Consider the following 23,473-nt stretch of genomic DNA (forward strand, 5'->3'; position numbering starts at 1 on the left):
GGTCCGCACCCGCTTCGCTCGGCTGCAGGCCCTCGGCGACGATCCGCATGATCTCGCCGAGGGCCTCCTGCTGTTCGGGGGTGAGCCGGTCGAAGCTCCCCGGGCCAGGGTGCGGCGGGCGCGTCTGACCTTCACCGAGATGGTGGGTGGACCCTGCACCACGCGGTGCCCGGCGTGCGGTCCGGGCTCTGAGGGACGGACTCGTGCAGCCAGCAGCGCCGGGCACCGACGATTTCGAGATCAGGAGACGCCAGAACTCATCCGACTGGCTATGATCACGCCGTGCTCACGGACCGGACGGCCACAGCCTTGCCGCGCGCCCGTAGGCGGGCTCCGCAGCTGACCCGTCTCGCGTGGCTTGTGATGCTGCTGTTGGGCCTGCTTTTCGCGCACGGACTGCATGGTGAGAGTTCTGCCGGGCACCTCGAAGCGGGCGTTACCGCATCACTTCCCGCTCCCGGCGCGGACTTCTCAGCCGAGCACGCTCAGCCCCACCGTGAAGGCAGCGCGTCCGAGGACTCCGCTCCCAGCTGTGCGCCCGGGCAGCCGGACGACGCGCTCCCCCTACCGCCTCCCGGCACCTCACCAGCGGTCGACCACTGCCACGTGTCGCCGCAGTCCGACATGCGTGCTGTCACCGCCACTCCAGAGACAAGATCTCCAGGCGCGACAGCCGTGTTGCGCATTTAGGCCGACGAGGCCGATTGCTCCTGCCGGGCTCTGCACTGCACACCCGTGTCCCCATCTGCGCCTTGCGCCTGTTTCGTAAGAACTTTGCGCGACCTGCCGACTCTCGCGGCGACCTGTCGCGCCGTCAGTCATGGGCGTGCATGCGGTACTGCGGATACCCCTGCTCATCAGCCGTTCGCCGTTCCCGAAAACCTCTGAGCCGACGAAAGGCCTGCGCCTTGTCCCTTGTCACCGACCGCCCCGTACGGCCCGCGCAACCCCAGCCGCCCTCCGGTGGCGGCCGAGCCGCCGCCCGTCGCGCTCGCAAGCGCCACCGCGCCCGTAGGCCGGCCCCGCTCGCGGGTCGCTACATCGGGTACGTGCTGTACTTCGTCGGGGCGGGCCTCATCAGCGGAGCCGTGGTGCACCATCCGCTGGATCCAGCCCGCTACACGAAGATCGCCGTCATCGGCGTCCTGGTGTTCCTGGTCGCGACGGTGGTCAACGAGTTCCTGCTCGCCGCCGACCGGCCCGCCCTGCCCCGCGCCATCCTCGTCATCGGGGCGTCACTGCTGCTCTCGTTCGGTATCGGCATGCTCAGTGGTGGCCTGCAGCATTTCGAGGACTTCCCTGCCCGGGGCGCCTTGCTCGTCCCTCTGGGGATCACCGTCTCCTTCATCGCATTCGTACTCAAGGACGCACAGTCATCCTGGCGCCGGATCTTCGGACCGGTGGGGCTCGCTGTCCTTCTCACTGCGGCCGTGAGCTTCTTCGGCCTGCGCACGATCGCGGCGGGGATGGGCACGGAATCCGGCGAGAGCGGACACAGCCACGGCACGGGTTCGGCAGAGGAAGCCGGCGAGCACGCAGAAGGGGAGGAGTCCCCGGGCACGTCCTCTCAGCCGACGGCGCCGGAGGGGACCGCATCCCCCGACGCGGAGGACGGACACAGCCACTGAGAAGTTCCTACTAAATCGCTTAGCATGCATCCGGTAGCGTAGGTGGCGTCTGCCCGTACGTGGGGTGCAGATCGGAGGGGCATGAATGGACACATCTACGCGCCGAGCGGCATCGCCGACGCCGTTCGCACGGCATCGGACCTCAAGGATGACAAGAGCGACTTCATTGCCGGCATCTCAGCCGCCAATACTGTCGCGCTGACACTGGTAGCGGCCCTGGCGGTGTTTCTGATCGCGGAACTGGCATGGAGGGAGAGGCGACGGCGCAGGCGGGGAGAGCGGGTGGCGCCACACTCTGACGCAAACCTCCGCAACGGTGATGCGTACCGCGGGCAACATCGTCCCGCCGTACGCCTTGGAGCACCCCACCAGCGAGGCGGCCACCATTGAGTACGCAGTGCAGGTGCTCGGCGTGAAGGACATCGTCGTATGCGGCCACTCCCACTGCGGTGCCGTGGGCGCCCTCGTCCGCGGCGACGACCTGGACGCCGTCCCGGCCGTGCGCGAGTGGCTCGCCCACGCGACTCCCAAGCCGAAGGGGACTGCCGAGGATCCGACCGTCGCAGAAGGGGTACAGAACCACGTCCTGACGCAGTTGCTGCGGCTGCGCTCCTACCCGTGCGTCGCCGGGAAGCTGGAACGTGGCGAGTTGAACTTGCACGCCTGGTACTACGAGGTGCACACCGGGACCGTTCTGGCGCACCGTCCGCAGACCGACACCTTCGCGGTGCTGTGAGGGGGGCGTGAGCGCGATGACGAACAACACAAGCACCGTACCCAAGTTCCCCTACCTGAGGCAGGACTTCCTCGCCTCCATCGTTGTCTTCCTGGTCGCCGTGCCGCTGTGCGTCGGCGTGGCGGTCGCCTCCGGCGTCCCGGCCGAACTCGGGCTGATCACCGGCATCGTGGGTGGCCTCGTCACCGGACTCATGCCTGGCAGCAGCCTTCAGGTGTCCGGTCCGGCCGCCGGTCTGACCGTGCTCGTCTTCGAGGCCGTCAGCGATTTCGGGGTAAGCACGCTCGGCCTCATCGTGCTGATCGCAGGCCTGCTCCAGCTCGCCATGGGCTTCTTCGGGATAGGCCGATGGTTCCGGGCGATTTCCGTCTCCGTCGTGGAGGGCATGCTCTGCGGTATCGGTCTGGTGATCATCGCCGGCCAGATCTACGCGGCGGCGGGCCTGAAGGCCCCGGGGACCGGCATCGGCAAGATCGCGGGGCTGCCGGTGGCGGTCGTCGACGCCATGGGCAGCACCAAGGCGCTGACCTCGCTCGCGATCGGTGCGGGCACCATCGCCGTCATCGTGCTGTGGAAGAAGATGCCGAAGGCCGTGCACTCCGTACCCGGCGCCCTCGCGGCGGTCGTCCTGGCCACGGTCGCCACTCTCGCCTTCAGCCTGCCGGTCGGCACCGTCCAGGTGAAGGGCCTGCTCGGCGTCATCCAGCCGCCCGGCGCCGAGGCCTTCGGTGAGCTGGCCACCCCGGCCATCTGGGGCACCATCATCGCCTTCGCGCTCATCGCCTCGGCGGAGAGCCTGTTCAGCGCGGCGGCCGTGGACCGGCTGCACGACGGTCCGCGCACCGAGTACAACAAGGAGATGATCGCCCAGGGCGCGGGCAACACCGTGTGCGGTCTTCTCGGCGCGCTGCCGATGACCGCGGTGATCGTCCGCAGCTCCGCCAACGTCAGCGCGGGCGCGAAGACCAAGGCCTCGCGTGTCCTGCACGGCGTGTGGCTGCTGCTGTTCGCCGCCGCGATGCCGTGGGCCCTGGCTCTGATCCCGATTCCGGCCCTCGCCGGCATCCTCGTGCACGCGGGCTGGAAACTGATCCCGTTCCGCCAGATTGCGACGCTGTGGCGCAGCCACAAGGGTGAGGCACTGATCCTCGTCGTCACGGCCGTGTCGATCGTCGCGGTCAACATGTTCGAGGGTGTCCTGATCGGTCTGGCCCTGGCGGTCGTCAAGACCGCCTGGGAGGCCTCGCACCTCAAGACCCAGGTCATCGACGAGGGCGTCGGCCCCATCCAGGTCCACCTGTCGGGCAACGCGACCTTCCTGCGGCTGCCGAAAATCCTCGACAGCCTGGAGGCCCTGCCCCGGGACCGCCCGGTCGAGCTGGACCTGTCCGGCCTGCACCACCTCGACCACGCCTGCCGCACGGCCCTGGAGAACTGGGCGGAGCGGCACAGCACCGACGGCACCGAGCCCGTGAAGGTGACATCGGCAGCCTGACCGCAGTTCACGATGCCGCGGTATCCGGACGGTTTCCGGTACCGCGGCATCGTCCGCACCCCGGATGACCGGGCCCCTGAGCAATGGATTCGGCTGTTCCTGGTCTAGTCTCCTATGGAACTAAGTGCCTTAGTGTCTGGGTCTGCCGAAGGGAGCCCTGTATGTCGATGGTCGGCAACCTGCGCAAAGTCACCCACCTGGCAGGCAGGGGCCGCCGTGTGGACCTCAGTCACCCGTCCCGCTCCCCGCTCGGCTCCGCGGTGGTCAACTGTGTCGTCTATCAGGAGGGCCTGCGCCGGCAGGCCGCCCCCACCGTCGAGGAAGCCCTCACCCTGGCGCGCAAGGACGGCAGCGGCTTCGTCTGGCTAGGTCTGCACGAGCCCGGCGAGACGGAGTTCGCGCGGATCGCCGACCTGCTCGGCCTGCATCCGCTGGCCGTGGAGGACGCCGTCCACGCCCATCAGCGGCCCAAGGTGGAGAGTTACGGCGACGTCCTGTTCGCCGTCTTCAAGACCGTCGCCTACGTCGATCACGAGCGGCTGACGGCCACGAGCGAGGTGGTCACCACCGGCGAGATCATGGTCTTCGTCGGCCCGGATTTCGTCGTCACCGTCCGGCACGGCCGCCACGGTTCCCTCGGTCCGCTGCGCGAGGACCTCGAAGCCGACCCGGAGCAGCTGGCCAAGGGCCCGGCCGCCGTGCTCCACGCCATCGCCGACCATGTCGTCGACGGCTACCTCACCGTCACCGACGCGGTCCAGGACGACATCGAGCAGGTCGAGACCGAGGTCTTCTCCCCGCACAGCTCCCGGAACTCCGACGCCGGCCGCATCTACCAGCTCAAGCGTGAGCTGCTGGAACTGAAACGGGCCGTGGTCCCCCTCGGCCGCCCGCTGGCCGAACTCTCCACCCAGCCGATGCGCCCCGTCCCTTCGGAGATACAGGCGTACTTCCGTGACGTCGCCGACCACCTCGCCCGCGCCACCGAGCAGATCACCGCATTCGACGCCCTGCTCGACTCCATCCTCCAGGCCCATGTGGCCCAAGTGACGGTCGCCCAGAACGAGGACATGCGCAAGATCACCGCCTGGGCCGCAATCATCGCCGTACCCACCATGGTCACCGGCGTGTACGGCATGAACTTCGACAACATGCCCGAGCTGCGCTGGACCTTCGGCTACCCCCTCGTCCTCACCGTCATCGCCACCGCCTGCTTCACCATCCATCGCGGCTTCAAACGCAACGGCTGGCTGTGACCGCGGCCCAGACGCAAGCCATGCAGGACAACAAGGTCGGCGCGGGGAGGGTCAGCGCATGGTGGTGACCTGGGCGGCCGGGGTGCCGTCCGGGCAGTAGTTCATCTGGGTGGCCGCTGCCGCCGGTCCGCCGACGACCAGCAGTGGCAGAGCGAGCGCGACGGCCGCTGTCAGGGAACCGGCCGCGACACGCAGACGGCCGAGCGGGCGGTGCGGCTTGATGAGGCGGCGAACCCGCCGGGCGGCCGTCGAGCCGCCGGCCGACAGGGCCACGGCCGGGGCGCGTCCGGCGGCGACCGCCAGGAGGGCGGCAGCGGTGGTCAGCCGTCCGGAGCGGGCCGCCGCGACGTCGTCGGCGCGCATCTCCGCCAGCCGCGCGATCTCCGCCTCGGCGATACGGAACAGCGGCACGCGCGGGAAGGCGCGAGCCAGCGCCTGGGCCCAGGCCAGTACGGCGTCATGCCGCTCGGCCTGGTGGGCGCGCTCGTGCGCGAGGACGGCCTCCAGCCGGTCGTCGTCAAGGGTGCGCAGGGCGCCGGTGGTGATCACGGTACGGCGGTGGCGGCCGGGCAGGCAGTAGGCGGCGGGTTCCTCATGGTCGAGGACGATCACGCCCCGGGCCGCGTCCGGCCGGCCGACCATGTCGAGCACCTCACGATGCGCCCGCCGCTCCCGGCGGATGCGCAGCAGCGCCGCGCCCGTGCACCACGCCACCCGCCCCAGCACCGCGAGCGCGAGCACCGCCCCGACCGCGCCGGCCGATGCCCCGCCGGGAGTGGCGTACTGGGCGGCCAGCGCCATCACGCATGCCTGCAGCAGTTCGGCGAGGTCCGTGCTCACACGCACCGTGGGCACGCTCAGCGCGAGGCCCGCCAGGACGGCGGCAGTGAGCGCGGAGGCGCCCAACACCTGCCAGACGACGATGCCAAGGCGCGGCGCCCGCTCGGCCCATTGGACGCCGCGCAGCAGGCGGGGCGCCAGCGTGCACAGCAGCACGGCGTACGTGAACAGGACGGCGGCGACGATCACTTCGACGCCTCCCCTGCTTCACGGGCCACGGCCTGACCGAGCAGGCGGTGCAGTTCCTCCGCCTCTCCGGGCGGCATCTGCTGCACGAAGCGCGCGAGCGTGGCCGTGCGGTCCTCGGCCACGGCGAGAGCCTCGCCCATCAGTCCGGCGATGTACTCCTCACGGCTCTTGGTGGGACCGTATCGGTAGGCCCGGCCGTCTTTCTCCTTCGACAGCCAGCCCTTGCGGTGGAGGATCTCGGTGACCGTGTGCACGGTGTTGTACGCGGGCTCGGGGTCACGCTCGAGGCGTTCGAGGACCTCGCGGACGCGCAGCGAACGGCCCGCGCCCCACACCGCGTCCATGATCGCGGCCTCCAGCTCGCCGAACCGCGCCACGTGTCCTCCTCCCGGGCTGGAATGCTCTCCGAACATCCTAAGTGCCCTAGGTGGCGGTCGAGCGGTTCCGATGACTGAAGGGAAGGAGGGGGTGGCTCGGCCATTGGCCAGGACGGCGGATGTCATGGATCGCGAAGCCCGCTTCTTGAGGGCGCGTTCGGCGTCTCGCCAAGGCGGCAGCCAACTGAGGTTTCAGCGCCTTCTAAGACAGGGAAAGCCGGGCCGTTCGGAGAGCAACTGCTCATAGAAGTACAACTCGCCGTCCGGCTTGGGCGCGCGTGACGGCCAGGCACACGGCTACGGCTTCGAAACACTTTGCACCCGCCGAGGCGAGAGTCTGTGCACCACAGCTAATCACCACTCGGTCATGGAGTTGCTTGACCAAGCGCCGAACGGCACGTCGGGCTGGAGCCTGCCCGTCACGAGGCAGGAAGAGCCTGGATCGCCTGCCTGTAGCCCCGTTCACTCATAGGCGTTCGTAGACGGCGACAGCGAATGGGCGGTGAGTGCTCTGGTCGATGTACTCGGCAAATCGCAGGAGTCCAGGGTGGGTGTCGAAAGGTAGGTGGAGTCGTCGGGATTCCGGCCACGGGTGGGTCAGCAAGAGCAGTCCACCGGGTTCGAGCAAATCGACAATTCTCTCGCTGGCAAGCCGAAGCCTGCTGTAGCTGCCCAGGTAGTAAAGCAATTCGGAACAGAAAACGAGATCGAACTTTCCCTCGAAACTCTGGTTGAGGATGTCGCAGGCTCGGAACGTGACATCAAGGTGCTCTTGTCTGGCGCGTTGCGTCGCCCGCCCGAGCGCCGGGAGATGTCCAGGCCAACAACGTCCGCAGCCGGATAGTTACCCGCAACGCGGCAGGTGAAGACACCTTCGCTGCAGCCAATATCTGCAATGCGCCGGTAGTGCCGAACTGGCACACAATTGAGCGTCTTACCGTACTTGTACGTTTCGTACGAAACTACAGCGTGACCCCATGGGTCGGGTCTCTTGTGCTTCGATTCGAAGGAAAGGCGCAACAGCTTTCCCTGCTGCTCCACCGGAAGGAGAGATAGTAGTGCGAAAAGCCTGCGATGAATGCGGTCGAAGATAACTCTGACTCGACCCATGATCCCATCCTAGTATCAACAGCAGTCGGTCGACCTTTCACCCGTCCGTCCCCGATACGGTGCGACGCCTGCCGGAAGGGCTGCCTGCACTCTCGCGGTACGGTCGATGGGACCGCCGTCCACCGATACGCCCCGGCCGACGCCAGCCTGCCGCTCGCCCGCCGTCCCGGCTGGCCACGGAGTCACCCGAGCACTGGCGCACCGATGCGCATCACAGCAGGGCGCTATCCGCCCTGTGCGCCGGTGTAGTGGGCGAAGACGATGATGTTGCTGTCGTAGCCGCCGTCTTCGGTGTAGGTACCGCCGCAGGTGATCAGCCGCAGCTGGGCGGTGCGGGTGGGGCCGTACACGGCCCGGGAGGGGAACCGCTTCTTGGGCACCTGGGTGACGGAGTCGACGGTAAAGCGGGCGGTGACCCCATCCGTGCGGGTGATCTCCACCCGGTCTCCGGGGCGGGCCTGACCGAGCCGGTAGAACACGGCCTTGCCGCCGGGCAGCCGTGCCGAGTCGACATGGCCCAGCACGACCGCCGGTCCCCGCTCTCCGGGTGCGGCGCTGCCGTCGTACCAGCCGGCCTGGCGGGCCTGCTCGGGGGGCGGCACGGCGACCGTGCCGTCCGGGTTCAGGCCCAGGCGCATGATCCCGGCCTCGATGCCCAGGCGTTCGATGACGATCCGTACCGGCGGGGAAGCTCCAAGTGTCGGCACCTCGGCTGCTGTCCCGGCCGGTGTACGCGGCGGCAAGGGGGCGGCAGCCGAAGGTCCCGGGGCAGGCGCCGACACCGCCACGGCCCCGTACACCACCATGGCCACACCCGAGGCCAGGCCGGTGGCGGCCGACCACAGCAGCCGACCGCCACCCGCCCCCGGGCTGCGGCTCCCCTCAGCCCTGCTCGGCACCGCGCCGCCAGCGCAGCACAACCGCGACACCGCCCGCGCCCGCGGCGGCCAGCGCGCCCCCCGCCGCGATCAGCGGCGTGGTGGACGCCTGGCTGGCGCTGGCGCCGTCACCGGTGTCCGCACCACCCTTGGGCATCATCTGCTCGTCCATTGCCATGGGCGCGGCCTGGCCGGACAGCCACTTGCGGAAGTCTACGATCTCCGACTCCTGCGTCATCGCCCCGGAGGCGGCTGCGACCCGCAGCTCGGCGTGGACCGCGCGGGCCTGCGGCTCCAGGAACTCGATCACCCCCGAACCGTGGTGCGGAATGATCATGTGCACGAATGCGGTGTCGAACTTCTTGCCCTTGTCCACCGCACGCAGCATGTCCATCATGCGCTCGGTGTCCTTCTCCATCTCGGCCATCTCTTTGCGGGCCTCGGCGGAGATGTGCTCCATGGCGTCCTCAGGGGTGAGGCCGTACCACTGGTGCAGCCAGCGGGTGAACTGCTCCACCTGGTGCTTCTGGCTGGCGATGATGTTTTCGGCGTGGGTGCGAATGTCGGGGTCGACGCCGCGCTCAAGCTCGAGCTCGGCCATCTCGATGGCCGCCTTATGATGCCCGATGATCTCGGCGAGGAAGGTGATCTCCAGCTGCTTGCCCTTCAGTTTCGCCAGTGTCTCGCCGAACTCGTAGGCGACCGGAGGGGTGGGCATCGGCTGGTCGTGTTCGACTTCTGCCCGCACGATCGCACCAGGCGTGGCCGGGGCGGCGACGGCGGCGGGCGCGCAGACGAACGCCCCTAGGGCGATCATCACAGCACTGCCGCGCCGGAGAGTGGTTATGTGCACGTTGGAGTCCTTCCAGGGCAGGCCAGCACGGAGCGCTGCCGCACCGGCACAGGGGAGCCTGTCGAGGACGGCTTCGGAAAGCGACCGTCTCGACACCCAACGTATGAATCCCTTTAGGTGAGCACCCTGCGGGCTTGCTCCATCCGGGCTCACCTCATCGTGGATCACCCTCTGGGCGGCTTGAGCTACTGTCCGCGTACCGTGCCATTCACCGGCCGCTTTCACCAGTCGCTGCTCCAACTACCCGAGCGCCAGCAGGCGCTTTGTTCGCAGCCCGCCGTCCGGTAGTTGTCCGGCTTTCCGTGCCGAGACTCGGGGTGCGGCACGGGGCGCCGGCGTCTGGTTCCCTGTGGCCGGGCAGGGATAGGAGGCCGCCCTGGTCTCATCGCGCGATCAGGCCAGCCGCCGGGAAGGGTGCGCCGTCCCCGCCTCGCTCGACGGGCCTGCTGGTGTTAGAGCTGTGACTGTGCAGCAGGCACTGTCGTGGTTGGTGTGCTTCACACACATCGCCGGCGTCACCGCAGAGCAACTTGCTGCGGGTGCCGCTGAGCATGCACTTCGGCGACGGGCCGGACCTGGACAATGGCGGCGATACGGACTCTTGCCCCGTCGGCATACCGCTCATGGAGCTGAAAGGGCTTGCCGACTCACGGCTCGTGCCGTTCATGCCCCTTGCTCAATTCGGCGAACTCCTCATCGGGGCGCCGACGGGGGCACGGCTGTTGCCGGTAAGGAGCATGGTGCCGTCGCGGATCACGCTGCGCGATGCAGCAGGCGAGACGTCAAGTTGTCACCAAATCGTGCTGCGGTACGGATGTCGGGGTGCCGTTAACGAACGGCGAACCAACCGACATGTAGCTGAGTGTGACGAAGTCAGGGGTCGTTTCATGTGGGTGTCCGCGTTCTGGTCGCGGGCGCACGGTGACGGGTGATCTCCGAAACCATGCGATGGAGCCTGCTATACCCGGCAGTAGGCGGGCTGAGTGTTACGGCTCTACGTCACGGCTGTCAGCCGCAGAGCGTGCCCGCCGGGCTGCCCGGCGGCGCGCGGCGCGGGCACGGCAACGATCTCCGCAGTACCTCGCATCCCGACGCCGGCCCGCGCTGGCGAAGGTCGGATTCCCGCACTCCGGGCATGTCAGTTGCCGGAGCGTACGGCGGTCGCCTCGCATGTAGGCGGCGCCGAGGATGCCCAGCAGCGCGTAGCGCCGCTCCTCGACCTGCCGGTCCCTGTACGCCTGGGCACGGCAGGTGTCGTCGCAGTACCGGCGTTGCGGCGGCGTGCTCCTGGGGAGCCGGGCGCCGCAGCACGCGCAGGCGCGGACATGGGCCATGTCTTCAGGATCGCTCCGTGCCCGGCGAGCCGACCGGGCGGTCAGGCCGCGGCGGGTGCTGGCTCCGGGTTGGTGGGGGCGGAGAGCTGGAGGCGGCTGGACATGTTCAGCCGTACCTCGCCGTAGGGCTGGATGTGCATCCAGAACAGCGGGGTGAGCGCGCGGCGGTCCTCGTCGGTGAGGCGGCCGGCCCATTCGGGATCGGCGAGCATGTCCTGGATCATGAGCGTGTTGACGTAGACCAGGGCGGCTTGGAGCAGGTGCAGGGCGAGGATGGATTGTTCTTGCTGGTCACGGCGGTTTGAGGCGAGTTCGCCGCTCTTGCCGAAGAACAGCACGTCGTTGGCGCCGTTCCAGCCCTCGACGACGTTGAGGCCCTCCTGGATCTCGCGCTGGAGGTCGCGGTCGCGCAGGTAGCGGGCGACGAAGATGGTCTTCTGGGCGCGGCCGACTTCCAGCATGGCCTGGTAGACGGGGTGGGAGGCGGTGCGGGTGAAGCGGCGCAGGATGGCCTCGGTGGAGGCGGTGCCGACTCGGATCGCGGTGGCGTACTTGATGAGCTGGTCGTAGTTGTTCTCGATGACGTCCCAGCGGATGGGGCGGGTCATGGCGTCGGCGAGGCGGTCGTAGGTGTCCTCGTCCTCGCGGCCGGGCCGGTAGAGCTTGACGGTGTTGATCTGCTTGATGCGCGGCAGCAGGTCGTAGCCCAGCAGCCGGGTCAGTCCGAACCCGATTTCGGACTGCCCGTGGGAGTCGACGTAATTGCCTTCGGCCTTCATGGCGGTGGCGTGCCGCACCATGCCCTCGATCGCGGCGGCGACCTCGGAGGCGGTGCAGGTCAGATGCTGGCTGTGAATGGCCATCGAACCCTTTTCGACGTGCCAGTACACGAGGATGCCGCGGCCTCCGTAGCGGGAGTGCCACTGGGTGAAGATGTTGCGGTCCCAGGCTTTGAAGTGGGTGGAGTCCGAGGCGACGGTGGTGGTGCCCTGGCCCCAGATGGCCTCCGAGCGGGCGGCGAAGGTGGCGTTGGCGACGGCGACCTGGGCGCCCTTGAGGCCGGGGGCGGTCAGGTAGCGGCGGGCGGTGTAGCGCAGCTCTTCCTCGGTGTGGCCGTGGCCGCCGGCCGCGACCGCGCGGATGCCGGAGTTGGTGCCGTACGCGTACGCGATCAGGAGCAGGCGTTCGAGGAGCTTGGCCTCGTCGACGGCCTCGCGGGTGCCGACCGGGGCGAGGGCCTTGAGCATGGGGGTGCGCAGGGCGGCTTCCTTGAGGATGTCGATCAGCGGGACGGTGCCCCACTTTTTCTGGATCGCCTTCTTGAGCTTGCGCAGGTTCTTGGGCTCCGGCTGGGGCTCGGGTTCGGTGCACTTGATGGCGCCGCCGCGCTGGCGGGCGCCGATGGTCACCCACGGCAGTTTCGGCAGGGCGGTGTCCAGGGCGCCGAGCTCGGCGCGCATCTCGGCCTGGAGCTGGGCGGTGAACACCTTCGCGTCGCGCGGCTTGTTCAGCTTGTCGTAGTACTCGGCGCGGCGGGTCTCGAAGTCGTCGGGCAGGTCCTCGTCCGGGTTGCGCCAGCGGTCGGCGCCGACCACCCAGATCTCCTTGCAGCGCAGCCGGTCGCGCAGGGCCTGGAAGACGCACGCCTCGTACACGGTGCGGATCACCCGCCGCGGGCCCTTGTCGGGGGTGTGCAGGGCGAACTCCATCCAGTCCTTGCGGACCACGCCCTCCAACGGGATGGTCTCGCCGAGCGGCAGATAGGTGGTGGAGGAGTCCTTTTGCCGCTCGATCAGCTTCAGGGCGTCGATGACGGGCTTGTGCCGGTCGTTGGAGGAGCAGAACTGAAGCACGCCGAGCAGGTCCATCAGGCCGCGCCGGTAGTGGTTGCTGTAGGAGGACTTGAACACCTCGCGCTTGGAGCGGGCGAACTCGGCGTTGGTGGCCTTCAGCTCGGCGACCAGGTCCTTGAGGGTCTTCTCCCCTCCGGCTGCCGGGTAGACCACGTCGCGCACGGTGCCCTCGGGGCTGCCGAGGGAGGCGGCGGCGATCTTCCCGAGCAGCCCGGACTTGGCGCGGACCCGGGTGAACTCGGCGACGAAGTGTTCGGTGACCTTCTTCTCGGCGCGGGCGTTGATGCGGTGCACGGTGGAGTTCAGCAGTTCCACCAGGGTGTCGGTGATCTCCCGCTCGCGGCGGAAGACCAGCGCGGCGAGCAGCACGTGCCGCACCTCGGAACTGAAGCGCCGTAGGTGGCTGGGCGAGGAGGCCGCCGCGCGAGCGCGCCAGGCGTCGATGACCTGCGGCCCGATCCGGGCGAAGGCGTCGGTCGGCACCGCAAGGGCCCTGACCTGCTTGAGCTTTTTGATCTCGTCCAGCAGCGAGTTCAGGCTGACGTTGCCGGGATGGGCCTGATCTGCGACAGGACCGCCTCGACGTCCTCGGCCGCGTCGTCGCCTCCGTCCTCGGCAACGTCGCCCTGGTCGCTGGCGACGTCAGTGAAGACCAGGGCATCCAGCCGCCGCGTGCACCCCTCGGTCCGCGCCAGCCGGTCGGCGACCTCGCTGGTCGCGCGTTCCTCGGCCTGATGGAGTGCGGAGCGGACGATGGTGGTGACCTGGTCGGCCGTGGGCGGCTCGATCAGGTCGGTGCGCATCTGCTTGAGCAGCTCGGCACGGATCGGCTCCTCGCGCCGCTCGTCGTGCCAGATTTCATCGACCAGCCACGAGGTGACCTTCACCATGTCGGTGCGGCTGCACTCGTGCCAGCCGGTCAGCTCGCGCAGCTCGGTGCGGTGCCGCTGGGCGGTGCGGGAGGTGAAGTCGTACGCGGCCAGCTCGCCGGCGTCGACGCCGACCTGGCGGGCGACGTGCTCGACCGCGTCGCGGGGCAGCTCCAGCCGCATCCTGGGGAACCGGCCACGCCAGAGCAGGAACTTCATCTGCACCGCGAACCCGAGCCGGGTGGCGCCGGTCTTGTTGCGCAGCCAGCCGGTCTCCTCGCTGTTCAGCGTGAAGTGGTCGACGACCTCGTCCAGGCCCAGATCACGCGCCATCCCGGCTGCCCCGCCCCTTCACCGTCCGCCCGTCACCGGGCCGTTCACCGTCACTCGTTCGGCCCAACGAGCCGCCGGCCCGGGGGCAACGGCCGGGCCTGCATCATGAGAGCCATGCAGGATCCGCGCGAAGTGCTTTCCGAGGACGAGGTGAACGACCTCCTCAGCGACGACGACCGCGATGCCGGATGGGAAGACGACGAGTACGAGTGGGTGCGGTGACCACGGCCAGGCGCCCGGGCGGAGGCCGTCACACGCCCCGCCCGGGCGCCTGGAGTCCGGCTGGGGCGTCAGGGCCTGCGCAGCGGCAGGCCGGGCAGGCGCGGGTGCCGCAGGTGCTGCCCGCCGTCGTAGACGTGCAGGGTGAACGTCTCCGGCTCGGGCCGGCCAGCCTCGTCGTACGCGGTCAGTACGCACTCGATCCGCTCCCACAGCCGTACGGGGCCGCCCTCGCGGACCTCCCACCGGCCCTCGGTGAGAGTGAGGGTGGCGGCGGAGCCGGTCACGACGTCGACCAGGTGCAGCGCCTGGCCGACCGTCGTCATCTGCGCGTCCGGCGCCGCGCACTGGGCGAGGAACCGCAGGTGAAAGGCTTCCTCGGTCCCGGCCGTGATCCGCTCCGGGCTGTGCCGGGCGGCCCGGCCGGTCTCCGGGAGGCCCGCGGCCCAGTGGGCGGGGTTGCCGAACGCCGGCGCCGCGTGGGTGCGGGCGGACAAAAGGAGACGGCGCCGGGGCACCGAGGCCGCAGCCGAGTAGGTGAGACTGGACGCCGCCCGGCGGCCGGGATGAAGCGTCCGGCCGATGCTGCCGCCGCCGGGCGTCCTGCGTTACTGGACACCGCCGCCGGTCCGGGGGTCTCCTGGAGGCACACCCCGTCCGCGTCGCTGACTGGGGGCGCCGTGTACGACACGATCCACGTCGCAGTGCACCCGACCGGGCCCGGCCGCTGCCGGGTGACCGTGGCCGGGGACCTCGGCGTGGTCAGCGCCCCGGATGTACACGACACCCTCAAGGCTGCCGTGGCAGCCCACGACCGCGTCGACGTCGACTGCGGCCAGCTGACTTCTGCGACTGCACCGGCCTGTCCGCGCTGCTGGCCGCCGCCCGCACGGCCAAGGCCCGCGGCAGCGAGCTGCGGCTGTGCTCGGTCCCGCACCCGCTGGCAAGGCTGCTGCGGCTGACGCATGCCAGCAGCGCCTTCACCATCGAGCAGCGGGACGTACGGTGAAGCCATGGCCGGGCGGTGCGCCGGTGAGCCGGTGCGCGTACGTCCTGTGCGGCTGAACCACTTCGTGGACGGCCCAGCTCTCGCATAGCTCTGGCCAGGTTGGTGTAGCTCGGGGTACCGGGTTAAGGGGGCCGTATCCCTGAGCTGCGGCAAGCCTCAGCCTGCCGCTGGACGCCGCTGCACTCGCCCGTCGTGTTGGCCTGGGGAGCCTATGCGGGTGGTGAATCCCAGCGTGGCGGCGGCGAGCAGGAGGATGCCGCCGCCGAGGAAGACCCAGTGGACGCCGATGGTGTCGGCGAGCAGTCCGCCGACGAGTAGGGAGGCGAGGCGGCCGGTCTGCCAGAGCACGTCGAAGGCGGCCAGGACGCGGCCACGGTGGGTTTCGGGGGCGGTGGCTTGCAGCAGGGAGGTGAAGGTGACCGCGCCGGTGGAGGTGCCCACCCCGTAGGCGGCCAGTGCGCCGCCGGCCACGACGGGGTTGGTGGTGGCGGCCAGGGTGAGGTCGACGCCGCCGCGCAGGGCGAAGGGGCCGAAGACCAGCAGCGGGCGGCGCGGGTCCTCGATGCGCCGCAGCACCAGCAGGGGGCCTGCGGCGGCGCCGATGCCGATGGCGGCGAGCAGCCAGCCGTACCCGGCGGGTCCCAGGTGCAGGCGGTCGGCGGCGAGCACGACGAGCAGGGCGCTGGTGGCTCCGGCGGACAGTGCGGCCAGCAGCTGGCCGGCCGCGAGGGTGCGCAGCAGCCGGTCCCGGGCGATGAGGTGGATGCCGCCGCCTGCCTGGTGGGCCCAGCGCCGCCACCTGCCGACCGGATGCACCGCCTCACCGTGGTCCGGTGTGGTGTTTGGGCGGGCGGCCAGCGGCAAGCGGCCCAGTACCAGGGCGGAGAGGACGAAGCTGGCGGCGTTGATGAGGAAGGCGGGGGCGAACCCGAACGCCACGACCAGCAGACCGGCGGCCGGGGCGAGGGCGATCTGGGAGAGGACCGCCGCGGTCCAGATCCCGGAGTTCGCCGTGACTAGCTCCTTTTCCCCGACGAGGCGGGGCAGCAGGGCGCCGGTGGCGGGGTTGAAGAACACCGAGGCGGCCGACAGGCCGAAGGCGATCGCGTAGACGGCGCCGATGTTCCCGTACACCAGCGGCAGCACGGCGACGAGTGCGGCGCGGACCAGGTCGGCGGCGATCATCACCTTGAGCGGTGAGACGCGGTCGACCACTGCCCCGGCGACGGGTGCGAGCAGCAGGACGGGCACGATCTCGGCGATGACCACCATCCCCACCCCGAGCCCGGAGCCGGTCAGGTGCAGCACGAGCAGCGGCAGGGCCACGGTGTGGAAGGCGTCGCCCCACCGCGACAGCGTCGATGCGGTCCACAGTCGGCGGTACGCCGGGTAGGTGAACACCTTCGGCAGGCGGCGCGGCATCTGGCTCCTGGTCCTCTGATCTGCGGGGCACCGCTTGGAAGGCGGTGCAGGGGCGAGCCGACCCCTGCGGCCCGTCAGGAGAGATCTTCCCTCCACCAAGGTCGGCTGCCGGGATGGGGTCGGCCCGGGCTGACGCTAGAAGCTGGCCCCAGGGGCCAGGTCAAGCGGAGCTGTCCCGGTTCTCCCCCAGCACCTTCTCCAGATCGGCGTCGCGGATGAGTCCGTCGAGCCGGGCGACCTCCCGGCGCTCGCGCAGCAGGATGAGGGTCGGGATGGACAGCACGTCGAAGTCGGCCGTGGTGGTCTGGTCGGTGTCGACGTTGATGCGGTAGCCGGTGAACTCCCCCAGGTGCCGCTGGGCGAAGTGTTCCAGGCGCGGCTCCAGTGCCCGGCAGGGGGCACAGGAGGCTTGCCAGAAGTCGAGCAGCACCAGGCCGGGCACGGACATTGCCGCCGTGAGCTGGTCACGGCGGAGGATGGGAAAGGCGGTCATCACCCGTGCTCCTTGTGATCCCAAAGCGGCGATGGGGGCGCCACAGGGGCGCCCCCATCGGTTTCGGGTCAAGTGGCGGCATGCTCCGGTTCGGTCGCCTTCCTCTCGGCCGTGCCCGGCTGGCGGCCGACGCTGCTGATCGCGGCGAACAGCAGGGTGGGGCGGGCGCCGATGGAGTTGGCGAAGATGGCGGTGACCGAGGCGGCCATGGCGATCATCGCCCACACCGGGTACACCAGGCCGGTCGCGGCGGCGGGGATGCCGATGCCGTTGAAGGCGAAGGCCAGGGTGACGTTCTGCTTGACCTTGCGGTAGCTGGTGCGGCTGATACGGCGGGCATCCAGCAGCAGGTGCAGGTGGTCGCGTACGAGGATGATGTCGGCGGACTCCATGGCGATGTCGGTGCCGGTCCCGATGGCGATGCCGACGTCGGCCTGCATCAGGGCGGGGGCGTCGTTGATGCCGTCCCCGACCATGGCCACCCGCCGCCCGTCGGCTTGCAGATCGCGGACGATGGCGGCCTTGTGGTCGGGGTGGACCTCGGCGTGGACCTCGGTGATGCCGATCTGGGATGCGATGTGGGCGGCGGCGCGGTGGTTGTCGCCGGTGAGCAGCACCGGGGTGATCCCGGCTTGTCGCAGGGCGGTGACGGTGTCGGCGGCCTCCGGGCGCAGGGCGTCGCCCAGCGCGATTACCCCGGCCGGGGTGTCGTCGACGGCCACGGCGATGGCGGTGTGCCCGGTACTGGTCCAGGACTCGATCGCCTCCTGGAGGGGTGCCGTGTCGATGCCGTGCTCGGTCAGGAGCGCGGGCCGTCCGACCAGCACCCGGCGGCCGTCGACCTCGGCGATGACGCCCAGTCCGGTGAGCGAGGAGAACTCGCCGGCCTCCGGCCACGCCAGGCCGCGGTCGTTCGCGGCGTTCACCACGGCCCGCGCCAGCGGGTGCTCGGAGGAATGTTCCGCCGCTGCCGCCAGCGTGAGGAGCTCGTCCTCGCCGATGCCGTGGACGTGGATGCCGCGGACGGTGGGCTTGCCCAGGGTGAGGGTGCCGGTCTTGTCCAGCACCACCGTGCCCACCTGCCGCAGCGTCTGGAACGCCTCACCGGTGCGCATCACGATGCCGTGGTCGGCGGCCTCTCCGGCGCCGCGGACGATCGCCAGCGGGGCGGCGATGCCCACCGCGCACGGGTAGCCCATCACCAGCACCGTCAGAGCGGCGAAGACCGCACGCCGGACATCGACGTCCCCGGCAAGCGCGGTGCCGCCCAGCCAGGCCAGGAGGGCCAGTGCGGAGGCGGCCAGCACCAGTGGGGTGTAGACGCGCAGCACGCGGTCGACCAAGTGCAGAATGCCCGGCTTCAGCGCCCGGGCGTCCTCCACATGCCGGACGATCTGCGACAGGAACGTCTCCTCACCGACCCGGGTGACCTCCACCAGCAGAGTGCCGGTGCCATTCACCGAACCGCCGATCACCTCATCGCCGGGGCCGCGCTCCACCGGTACCGGTTCGCCGGTCACCACTGAGAGATCCAGCGCGGAGTACCCGGAGGACACCCGGCCATCAACGGGGACCCGCTCGCCGGGGCGGATGCGTACCAGATCACCGATGGCGACCTGGTCCAGGTCGACTTCGGTCTCGACGCCGTCGCGGACGACACGGGCGGTGTCCGGGCGCAGGTCGAGCAACTTCTTCACCGCCTGGCTGGAGCGGGTCTTGACCAGCAGCGACAGCCACTCGGAGAACGTGTGGTAGGTGGTGATCAGCACGGTGACGGCGAAGAACGCCGCCGTGGGATAGTCGGGCAGCACTCCGGTCAGCCCGATCGCACCGCCGACGAGGCCCGCCAGCGCCCCGGCTTCCAGCAGCACGTGCTGGTTGAGGATGCCGCGCCGCGCCGACTGCCAGGCCATGCGCACGAAGTGCGGGGTCACCACCGCCATCATCACCACCGCCAGCACGCCGGTGATCCAGCCGGTGGCCGCCTCGCCCAGCACACCGGTGGCCCGCAGCGCCAGCGCCGCCGCGCCGGGGGCGACGATCCCCAGCGTCCCCGCCGATGCGCGCGGCCAGCCCGCCGGCCGCAGGATCGCCGCGGCGATGGGCACCATCAGTGCCACAAACGACGCCGAGACCAGGGCTCCGACCAGCCCGGCCGCAGCCACCAGGGTGATCGCGGTCAGGCTCGCGGCGACCGCAGCCAGCAGCCGGATACCCTCGCGCACCAGCACGGCCTCTTCCTCCTCGAAGGGCCGCAGCTTGCGCGGGTCGTACAGGTCGTAACCGATATCCCGCAGCGTGGTCAGGATCTGCCGGCCGCTGATCTTCTCCGGGTCGTAGTCGACCAGCGCCTGCTCATGGGTCAGGCTCACCGCGACCTTCGCCACCCCGGGCTGCCGCCCCAGCGCCTTCTCGATCGTGCCCGTGCACAGCGAGCAGTGCAGCCCCGCGATCCTGGCCCGCACCCGGGCATGCCCCGGTACGTTGCTGGGCTCGGCCGCCCAGTCCGGGGTCTGGTCAATCAGCGTGGTCATGACCGCACCTCCTGATCGGTGACGGTGTAGCCGGCCTCGGCCACCCTCGCTGCCACCGCATCGCGATCCGCACCGGGCGCCAGCTCGACCTCCAGGACTCCCGTGGTGTGATCCGCCGCAGCCGAGCGCACGCCCTCCAGGCGCTGTACGGCGGCCGTCAGCCGCTGCTCGCACCCGGCGCAGTCCATGCCCTGCACGTTCAGAATCATCTGCTCGGTCATCTCCGGCTCCCCTCAAGTTCGGCCGGGTGCACCGCTCGCACATTCCCGACTCGTCTGCGAGGCTAGAACCTGGCCCCAAGGGCCAGGTCAAGACTGGGAGGAAACCAGTCCCCCACACGTTGCAGGAGGACACCGTGACCACCGCTGACCAGCACCTCTACACCGTCAGCCAGGCCGCCCAGCAGGCCGGAGTGACCCGCAAGGCCATCCGCACCTGGGAGAACAAGGGCCTGCTGCCGCCCGCCGAGCGCACCGAGGCCGGATACCGTCTGTTCACCGCCGACGACATCGCCGTGCTCCGGTTCATCCGCCAGGCCAAGACCCTCGGACTGACCCTCGCCGAAGTCGGCGACATCCTCGCCCTGCAACGCGACGGCGCCCAGCCCTGCGGCCGGGTCACCCAGCTCCTGGACGCCCACATCGACCAGATCGACCGCACCCTGACCGAGCTACGGCAGTTGAGGAAGGCGCTGGTCACAGCCCGCCGTACCGCAGACCAGGCCCGCCGAGCGGGCGGCGACGCCGTGGTGTGCCAGATCATCGAGACCAGCCCGGGCCGGTGACCGCTCCATCACCGCAAAACGGCAGAAGGGGCCGGCCGCAATGGCCTGCCCCTTCCACATTCGACGGTGAACGCCCGCTGTCAGGCCGTGGCGCTCGCCATCTGACGGCACTGCTCCGCACACCGGCGGCAGGCTTCAGCGCAGGCCCGGCAGTAGTCGACGTCGTACTTGTCGCACTCCGCCGCGCACGCCTCGCAGATCTCCGCGCACAGCCGGCACACCTGCTCCGCCCAGCGGGAGCCGCGGGCCAGCAGCGTCACGCACAGCGCGCAGATCGCCGCGCAGTCCACACACAGCCGCGCGCACTCAGCCATCTCCGGCTGGTCCGCACAACACTGGTAGTTGCACGCCTCACACGCCTGCTGGCACTCCGCGCAGGCGTCCAGGCATGCCTTGTTGCGTTCCTCCACGGTGGTCACTGCCATCGCGCACCTCCATCAGATCGAGTCATCGGGTCGATGCCATGGGTTCCACGCAGGGCGCGCGGCCACCGCCGCCAGCCGGGCGACACCGCCACGGCCCCACACTCCTGACGCTACGGGCCGGCCCCGAGGGCCAGGTCAACCCAGCGCCGCAGCAAAATGCCAGACTCGCTGCGGCAGGGCCGGAACCGGCGGACGAGATCATCGAACAGGCGGCCGCCGGGGCGCACTGCGGCTGCCGCACGCCCCGCACAATGCAGCCGTAGGCCGGTGTGTGGCGCGGGTTGGTCAAGCGCGGCCCTACCGCAACCAGCCCGCTCGGCGGGCCGCATGACGCGGTCGCCGACTGCAAGCTGCTGCTTACGAAGCTCGAACAGATGGCCCAAGCAGCGTCCGCCGACCGCTAGTGATCTTCGCTGGCGCCAGCCAAGGGCCAGAGCTGCACTCGGGGTTACTCTCACAAACGGTCCTTTGCCTGAGCAAGATCAATCACGAGCCGCCAGCCCCCGGCCGGACCCGGATTCGCTCGCAGAACCCGTTCTCACTCAAAAGCGGGACTGACCCCCTTCTGAGACTTGCATTGTGCGAAAATCCGAGCCCATGACGGCCCCTCAGCAGCCTTCCCCAACCGACCGGTCAGACGCGGACGACGTCGAACAGCACGCCTGTCCGAAGTGTGACGCACAGCCCGGCTCGCCCTGCCGCTCGCGCGGCGGCGCGGTCGCCTCCGCCTACCACACCCGCCGCTTCACGAAGGTTCCCCGGCTGAAGAAAGCGCTGCGGGTGCCAACACCGGCCGACCGCGGGCCGGGCCGGCCGTGGCGTCCGGGCACCCCGCCGCCGGCACCGATCGACCCGGACCTGCCGAGCGCGGACATCCGCATCGGCTACGCGCGGTGCTCGACGCTCGGGCAGGAACTCGACTCCCAGCTCGACGCGCTCAGCAAGCACGGCATCCCCCGCGACAAGATCTTCAGCGAGAAGATCAGCACCCGGGTACGGGTCCGCCCGAAGTTCGAGGAGGCGCTGCGGACGGCGCGGGAAGTCAAGGCGCACGCCCCGCACTGCCGGGTCATCTTCACCGTGTACGAGATGAAGCGGCTCGGCCGCGACGCCGCCGAACTCACCGCCCTGGCGGACCACCTCACCGCCCACGGCCTGGTCCTGGAGATGCTGGCCGGCCCCCTGCCCGGCATCTACGACCCCACGGGGCCGGGCAAGCTGCTGTTCGCGTTCTTCGCGGCGATGGCGGAGACCGAGCGGGAGAACATCCGGGAGTCGACGCTGGAGGGGCTCGACACCGCGGCCCGCAAGGGCAAGCACGGCGGCCGGCCGCCGGTCATCACCGAGGACATGCTGCACACCGTGCTCCGCAGGCGGGCGGACGGCGAGTCCGTCGAGCAGATCCAGCCGGACCTGATCATCCCCACCGGCAAGCGCAAGGGACAGAACCCCTCCGTCGCCAGCATCTACCGGGCACTCGCCGAGCACGAGAAACGGGTGGCGCATCCGGAGGCCGTCGAGCAGGCCCACGCCGACTTCGCCGCCCTCCAGGCCGGCGGCTCGCTCCCCGAACCCCGTACCGGAGCCAAGGCCGTGGCGACAGGGTGACGACGACGGCCCCTGACGCCGGGCTGGATCAAGGGGCCGTGGGCCGGAGGAGGCGCGTTCCTCCAACGCGCCCGCGGGCGGGTAGGTCACGCCACCGCAGATGTACGCCGCACCCGACCAGGGGCTTGGCCTACCGGCCTTCCAGGTAGTCGGCGGCGCGTTCGGCGGCCTCCTCCCGGGACAGCCTGCGGCTCCGGGCTGGCGGCCGGTCTCGCCGGTCCACGCCGCACAGATCTTCAGCGGCCCGCTCCGCTGCCTCCTCCCACGACAACCGCCGCGGCCCCCGCGCACGACGGACCTCCCGCCGACGCTCAAGGAACCGGGCCAGCCAGCCACCGCGCACGCCAGAATTCTGCTCATCAGTCACGGAGCAAGATCATCCCATGGCCCCCTCTGGGCTCACCTCGGCGCACAGGACCCACCACCTGAGCATCACGCTCAGCTACATGTCGGTTGGTTCGCCGTTCGTTAACGGCACCCCATGTCGCAGGGCAGGTACTCACCGCACGTCTGGCTGCTCGATCGTGAAGGCGCTGCCGGTGTGGGTAAGTCGCAGCAGGCGGGCCAGGGAGTGCGGGACTGCACGCAGGCGCAGTTCAATGCCGTTGGCCTGCGCCGCACGGACGGCGGCCAGCAGCGCGGACAGCCCCGAGCAGTCACAGAAGGTTACCCCGCTGCAGTCCACCACGACGCTGCGGTAATCGGCTATGGCGACGCGGAGTGTGTCCCTGACGCCAGGGGCGCTCATCACGTCGAGCTCTCCGGCCACGGTCACCCAGCAGCTGCCGGACTTGGCCGGATGCACTCGCACCTGGAATGTGTCGTACATGGCGCTGGCCCCCAGCCAGTAGCGCAGAACGGGGGTCTGTGTCCAAGAGAACCCCGGATCACCAGCCGTGTCCACACCCACCCTGGGTGTCCTGTGGCATCACCGGTGTCGTCTTGGCCGTGTTCTACGACACGGCTCAGCTGGTGGCACCTCGGGAACGCGGTCCCTCCGCTGGCTGGGCTGCGCGGGGCGGGACTTCCGGCCGCGGCAGAGCAGCGGCTCGACTATTTGCGGATGATCGGCCGCCCCGCCCCTGCCGAGTACCGGCGGAGGATGGCGGCTCTGGCCCGGGGCGAGCGAAGCCCGGAAGCGGCAAGCGATCGACAAAGACCTAATCGGAGGCAGGCCCAGGCCGTGCCGATCCCACTCGCGCTCCGTCGTGGAAAGCTGAAGCCCGGA

The 23,473-nt window shown here is 69.9% G+C and carries 18 protein-coding genes and 4 pseudogenes; 7 read left to right on the plus strand and 15 right to left on the minus strand.

From position 1 onward, the window contains the following. Positions 1-94, minus strand: a pseudogene (locus tag ABZ078_RS20845) (MarR family transcriptional regulator); the annotation flags it as partial. A gap of 814 nt (positions 95-908) precedes the next feature. Between ABZ078_RS20845 and ABZ078_RS20850 the strand changes: the two are divergent. The 4 genes and pseudogenes from ABZ078_RS20850 to ABZ078_RS20865 all read left to right on the plus strand — a co-directional run bounded on the left by ABZ078_RS20850 (position 909) and on the right by ABZ078_RS20865 (position 5,115). Further along, positions 909-1,628 (plus strand): hypothetical protein, encoded by a 720-nt coding sequence (locus ABZ078_RS20850; RefSeq protein ID WP_356577311.1) that lies wholly within the window; start codon positions 909-911, stop codon positions 1,626-1,628. A gap of 319 nt (positions 1,629-1,947) precedes the next feature. Beyond that, positions 1,948-2,364, plus strand: a pseudogene (locus tag ABZ078_RS20855) (carbonic anhydrase); the annotation flags it as partial. Between the two features lie 16 nt (positions 2,365-2,380). Beyond that, positions 2,381-3,859, plus strand: a complete 1,479-nt coding sequence (locus ABZ078_RS20860; protein WP_189906300.1) for a SulP family inorganic anion transporter — start codon at positions 2,381-2,383, stop codon at positions 3,857-3,859. Between the two features lie 161 nt (positions 3,860-4,020). Then, positions 4,021-5,115, plus strand: a complete 1,095-nt coding sequence (locus ABZ078_RS20865; RefSeq protein ID WP_189906297.1) for a magnesium and cobalt transport protein CorA — start codon at positions 4,021-4,023, stop codon at positions 5,113-5,115. Positions 5,116-5,166: 51 nt separating this feature from the next. Here the strand turns inward: ABZ078_RS20865 and ABZ078_RS20870 are convergent, their stop codons facing one another. The 8 genes and pseudogenes from ABZ078_RS20870 to ABZ078_RS20905 form a co-directional block, all read right to left on the minus strand. Next, entirely contained in the window at positions 5,167-6,144 is a 978-nt protein-coding gene (locus ABZ078_RS20870; protein ID WP_189906295.1) for a M56 family metallopeptidase, read from the minus strand. Then, entirely contained in the window at positions 6,141-6,521 is a 381-nt protein-coding gene (locus ABZ078_RS20875) for a BlaI/MecI/CopY family transcriptional regulator (RefSeq protein ID WP_189906293.1), read from the minus strand. The genes ABZ078_RS20870 and ABZ078_RS20875 overlap by 4 nt, the downstream gene beginning before the upstream one ends. A gap of 466 nt (positions 6,522-6,987) precedes the next feature. After that, positions 6,988-7,314 (minus strand): annotated as a pseudogene (locus tag ABZ078_RS20880) (class I SAM-dependent methyltransferase); the annotation flags it as partial. A 541-nt stretch (positions 7,315-7,855) separates the two neighbouring features. Next, positions 7,856-8,338 carry a class F sortase gene (locus ABZ078_RS20885; RefSeq protein WP_356577314.1) on the minus strand — a complete coding sequence of 161 codons (483 nt, stop codon included), beginning with the start codon at positions 8,336-8,338 and terminating at the stop codon, positions 7,856-7,858. 175 nt (positions 8,339-8,513) lie between these two features. Then, positions 8,514-9,362, minus strand: coding sequence for a DUF305 domain-containing protein (locus tag ABZ078_RS20890; RefSeq protein ID WP_356577316.1), 849 nt, complete (start codon positions 9,360-9,362; stop codon positions 8,514-8,516). A gap of 1,375 nt (positions 9,363-10,737) precedes the next feature. Continuing rightward, positions 10,738-13,086, minus strand: a complete 2,349-nt coding sequence (locus ABZ078_RS20895; protein WP_356577364.1) for a Tn3 family transposase — start codon at positions 13,084-13,086, stop codon at positions 10,738-10,740. After that, a complete protein-coding gene (locus ABZ078_RS20900) occupies positions 13,083-13,751 on the minus strand; it encodes a DUF4158 domain-containing protein (protein ID WP_198427696.1) in 669 nt (222 codons plus the stop codon). The genes ABZ078_RS20895 and ABZ078_RS20900 overlap by 4 nt, the downstream gene beginning before the upstream one ends. Before the next feature lie 290 nt (positions 13,752-14,041). Further along, a pseudogene (locus ABZ078_RS20905) lies at positions 14,042-14,467 on the minus strand (SAM-dependent methyltransferase); the annotation flags it as partial. Between the two features lie 332 nt (positions 14,468-14,799). Between ABZ078_RS20905 and ABZ078_RS20910 the strand changes: the two are divergent. After that, positions 14,800-14,979, plus strand: a complete 180-nt coding sequence (locus ABZ078_RS20910; protein ID WP_356577365.1) for an STAS domain-containing protein — start codon at positions 14,800-14,802, stop codon at positions 14,977-14,979. Between the two features lie 156 nt (positions 14,980-15,135). On the opposite strand, the gene ABZ078_RS20915 is transcribed toward ABZ078_RS20910, so the two are convergent. The 4 genes from ABZ078_RS20915 to ABZ078_RS20930 all read right to left on the minus strand — a co-directional run bounded on the left by ABZ078_RS20915 (position 15,136) and on the right by ABZ078_RS20930 (position 19,649). Next, complete coding sequence (locus ABZ078_RS20915; RefSeq protein WP_189906291.1) at positions 15,136-16,401, minus strand: MFS transporter; 1,266 nt, start codon at positions 16,399-16,401, stop codon at positions 15,136-15,138. 160 nt (positions 16,402-16,561) lie between these two features. Then, a complete protein-coding gene (locus ABZ078_RS20920; protein WP_189906289.1) occupies positions 16,562-16,894 on the minus strand; it encodes a thioredoxin family protein in 333 nt (110 codons plus the stop codon). A gap of 68 nt (positions 16,895-16,962) precedes the next feature. After that, complete coding sequence (locus tag ABZ078_RS20925; protein ID WP_189906287.1) at positions 16,963-19,428, minus strand: cation-translocating P-type ATPase; 2,466 nt, start codon at positions 19,426-19,428, stop codon at positions 16,963-16,965. Further along, on the minus strand, positions 19,425-19,649 hold the full coding sequence (locus ABZ078_RS20930; protein ID WP_345131862.1) for a heavy metal-associated domain-containing protein: 225 nt from the start codon (positions 19,647-19,649) through the stop codon (positions 19,425-19,427). The genes ABZ078_RS20925 and ABZ078_RS20930 overlap by 4 nt, the downstream gene beginning before the upstream one ends. A gap of 134 nt (positions 19,650-19,783) precedes the next feature. Here ABZ078_RS20930 and ABZ078_RS20935 point away from each other — a divergent pair, with 134 nt between their 5' ends. Beyond that, the gene (locus ABZ078_RS20935; protein WP_189906285.1) at positions 19,784-20,212 is read left to right on the plus strand and encodes a heavy metal-responsive transcriptional regulator; all 429 of its coding nucleotides are present in this window, start codon (positions 19,784-19,786) and stop codon (positions 20,210-20,212) included. An 80-nt stretch (positions 20,213-20,292) separates the two neighbouring features. Here ABZ078_RS20935 and ABZ078_RS20940 read toward each other — a convergent pair whose 3' ends face one another. After that, a complete protein-coding gene (locus tag ABZ078_RS20940; protein WP_189906283.1) occupies positions 20,293-20,637 on the minus strand; it encodes a four-helix bundle copper-binding protein in 345 nt (114 codons plus the stop codon). Positions 20,638-21,417: 780 nt separating this feature from the next. Here ABZ078_RS20940 and ABZ078_RS20945 point away from each other — a divergent pair. Beyond that, the gene (locus ABZ078_RS20945; protein WP_356577319.1) at positions 21,418-22,245 is read left to right on the plus strand and encodes a recombinase family protein; all 828 of its coding nucleotides are present in this window, start codon (positions 21,418-21,420) and stop codon (positions 22,243-22,245) included. Positions 22,246-22,744: 499 nt separating this feature from the next. Here the strand turns inward: ABZ078_RS20945 and ABZ078_RS20950 are convergent, their stop codons facing one another. Continuing rightward, a complete protein-coding gene (locus ABZ078_RS20950; RefSeq protein WP_189906279.1) occupies positions 22,745-23,074 on the minus strand; it encodes an STAS domain-containing protein in 330 nt (109 codons plus the stop codon). Positions 23,075-23,473: the final 399 nt, after the last annotated feature.

It is taken from the genome of Streptomyces sp. NPDC006385, from assembly GCF_040612485.1.
GTDB lineage: Bacteria > Actinomycetota > Actinomycetes > Streptomycetales > Streptomycetaceae > Streptomyces.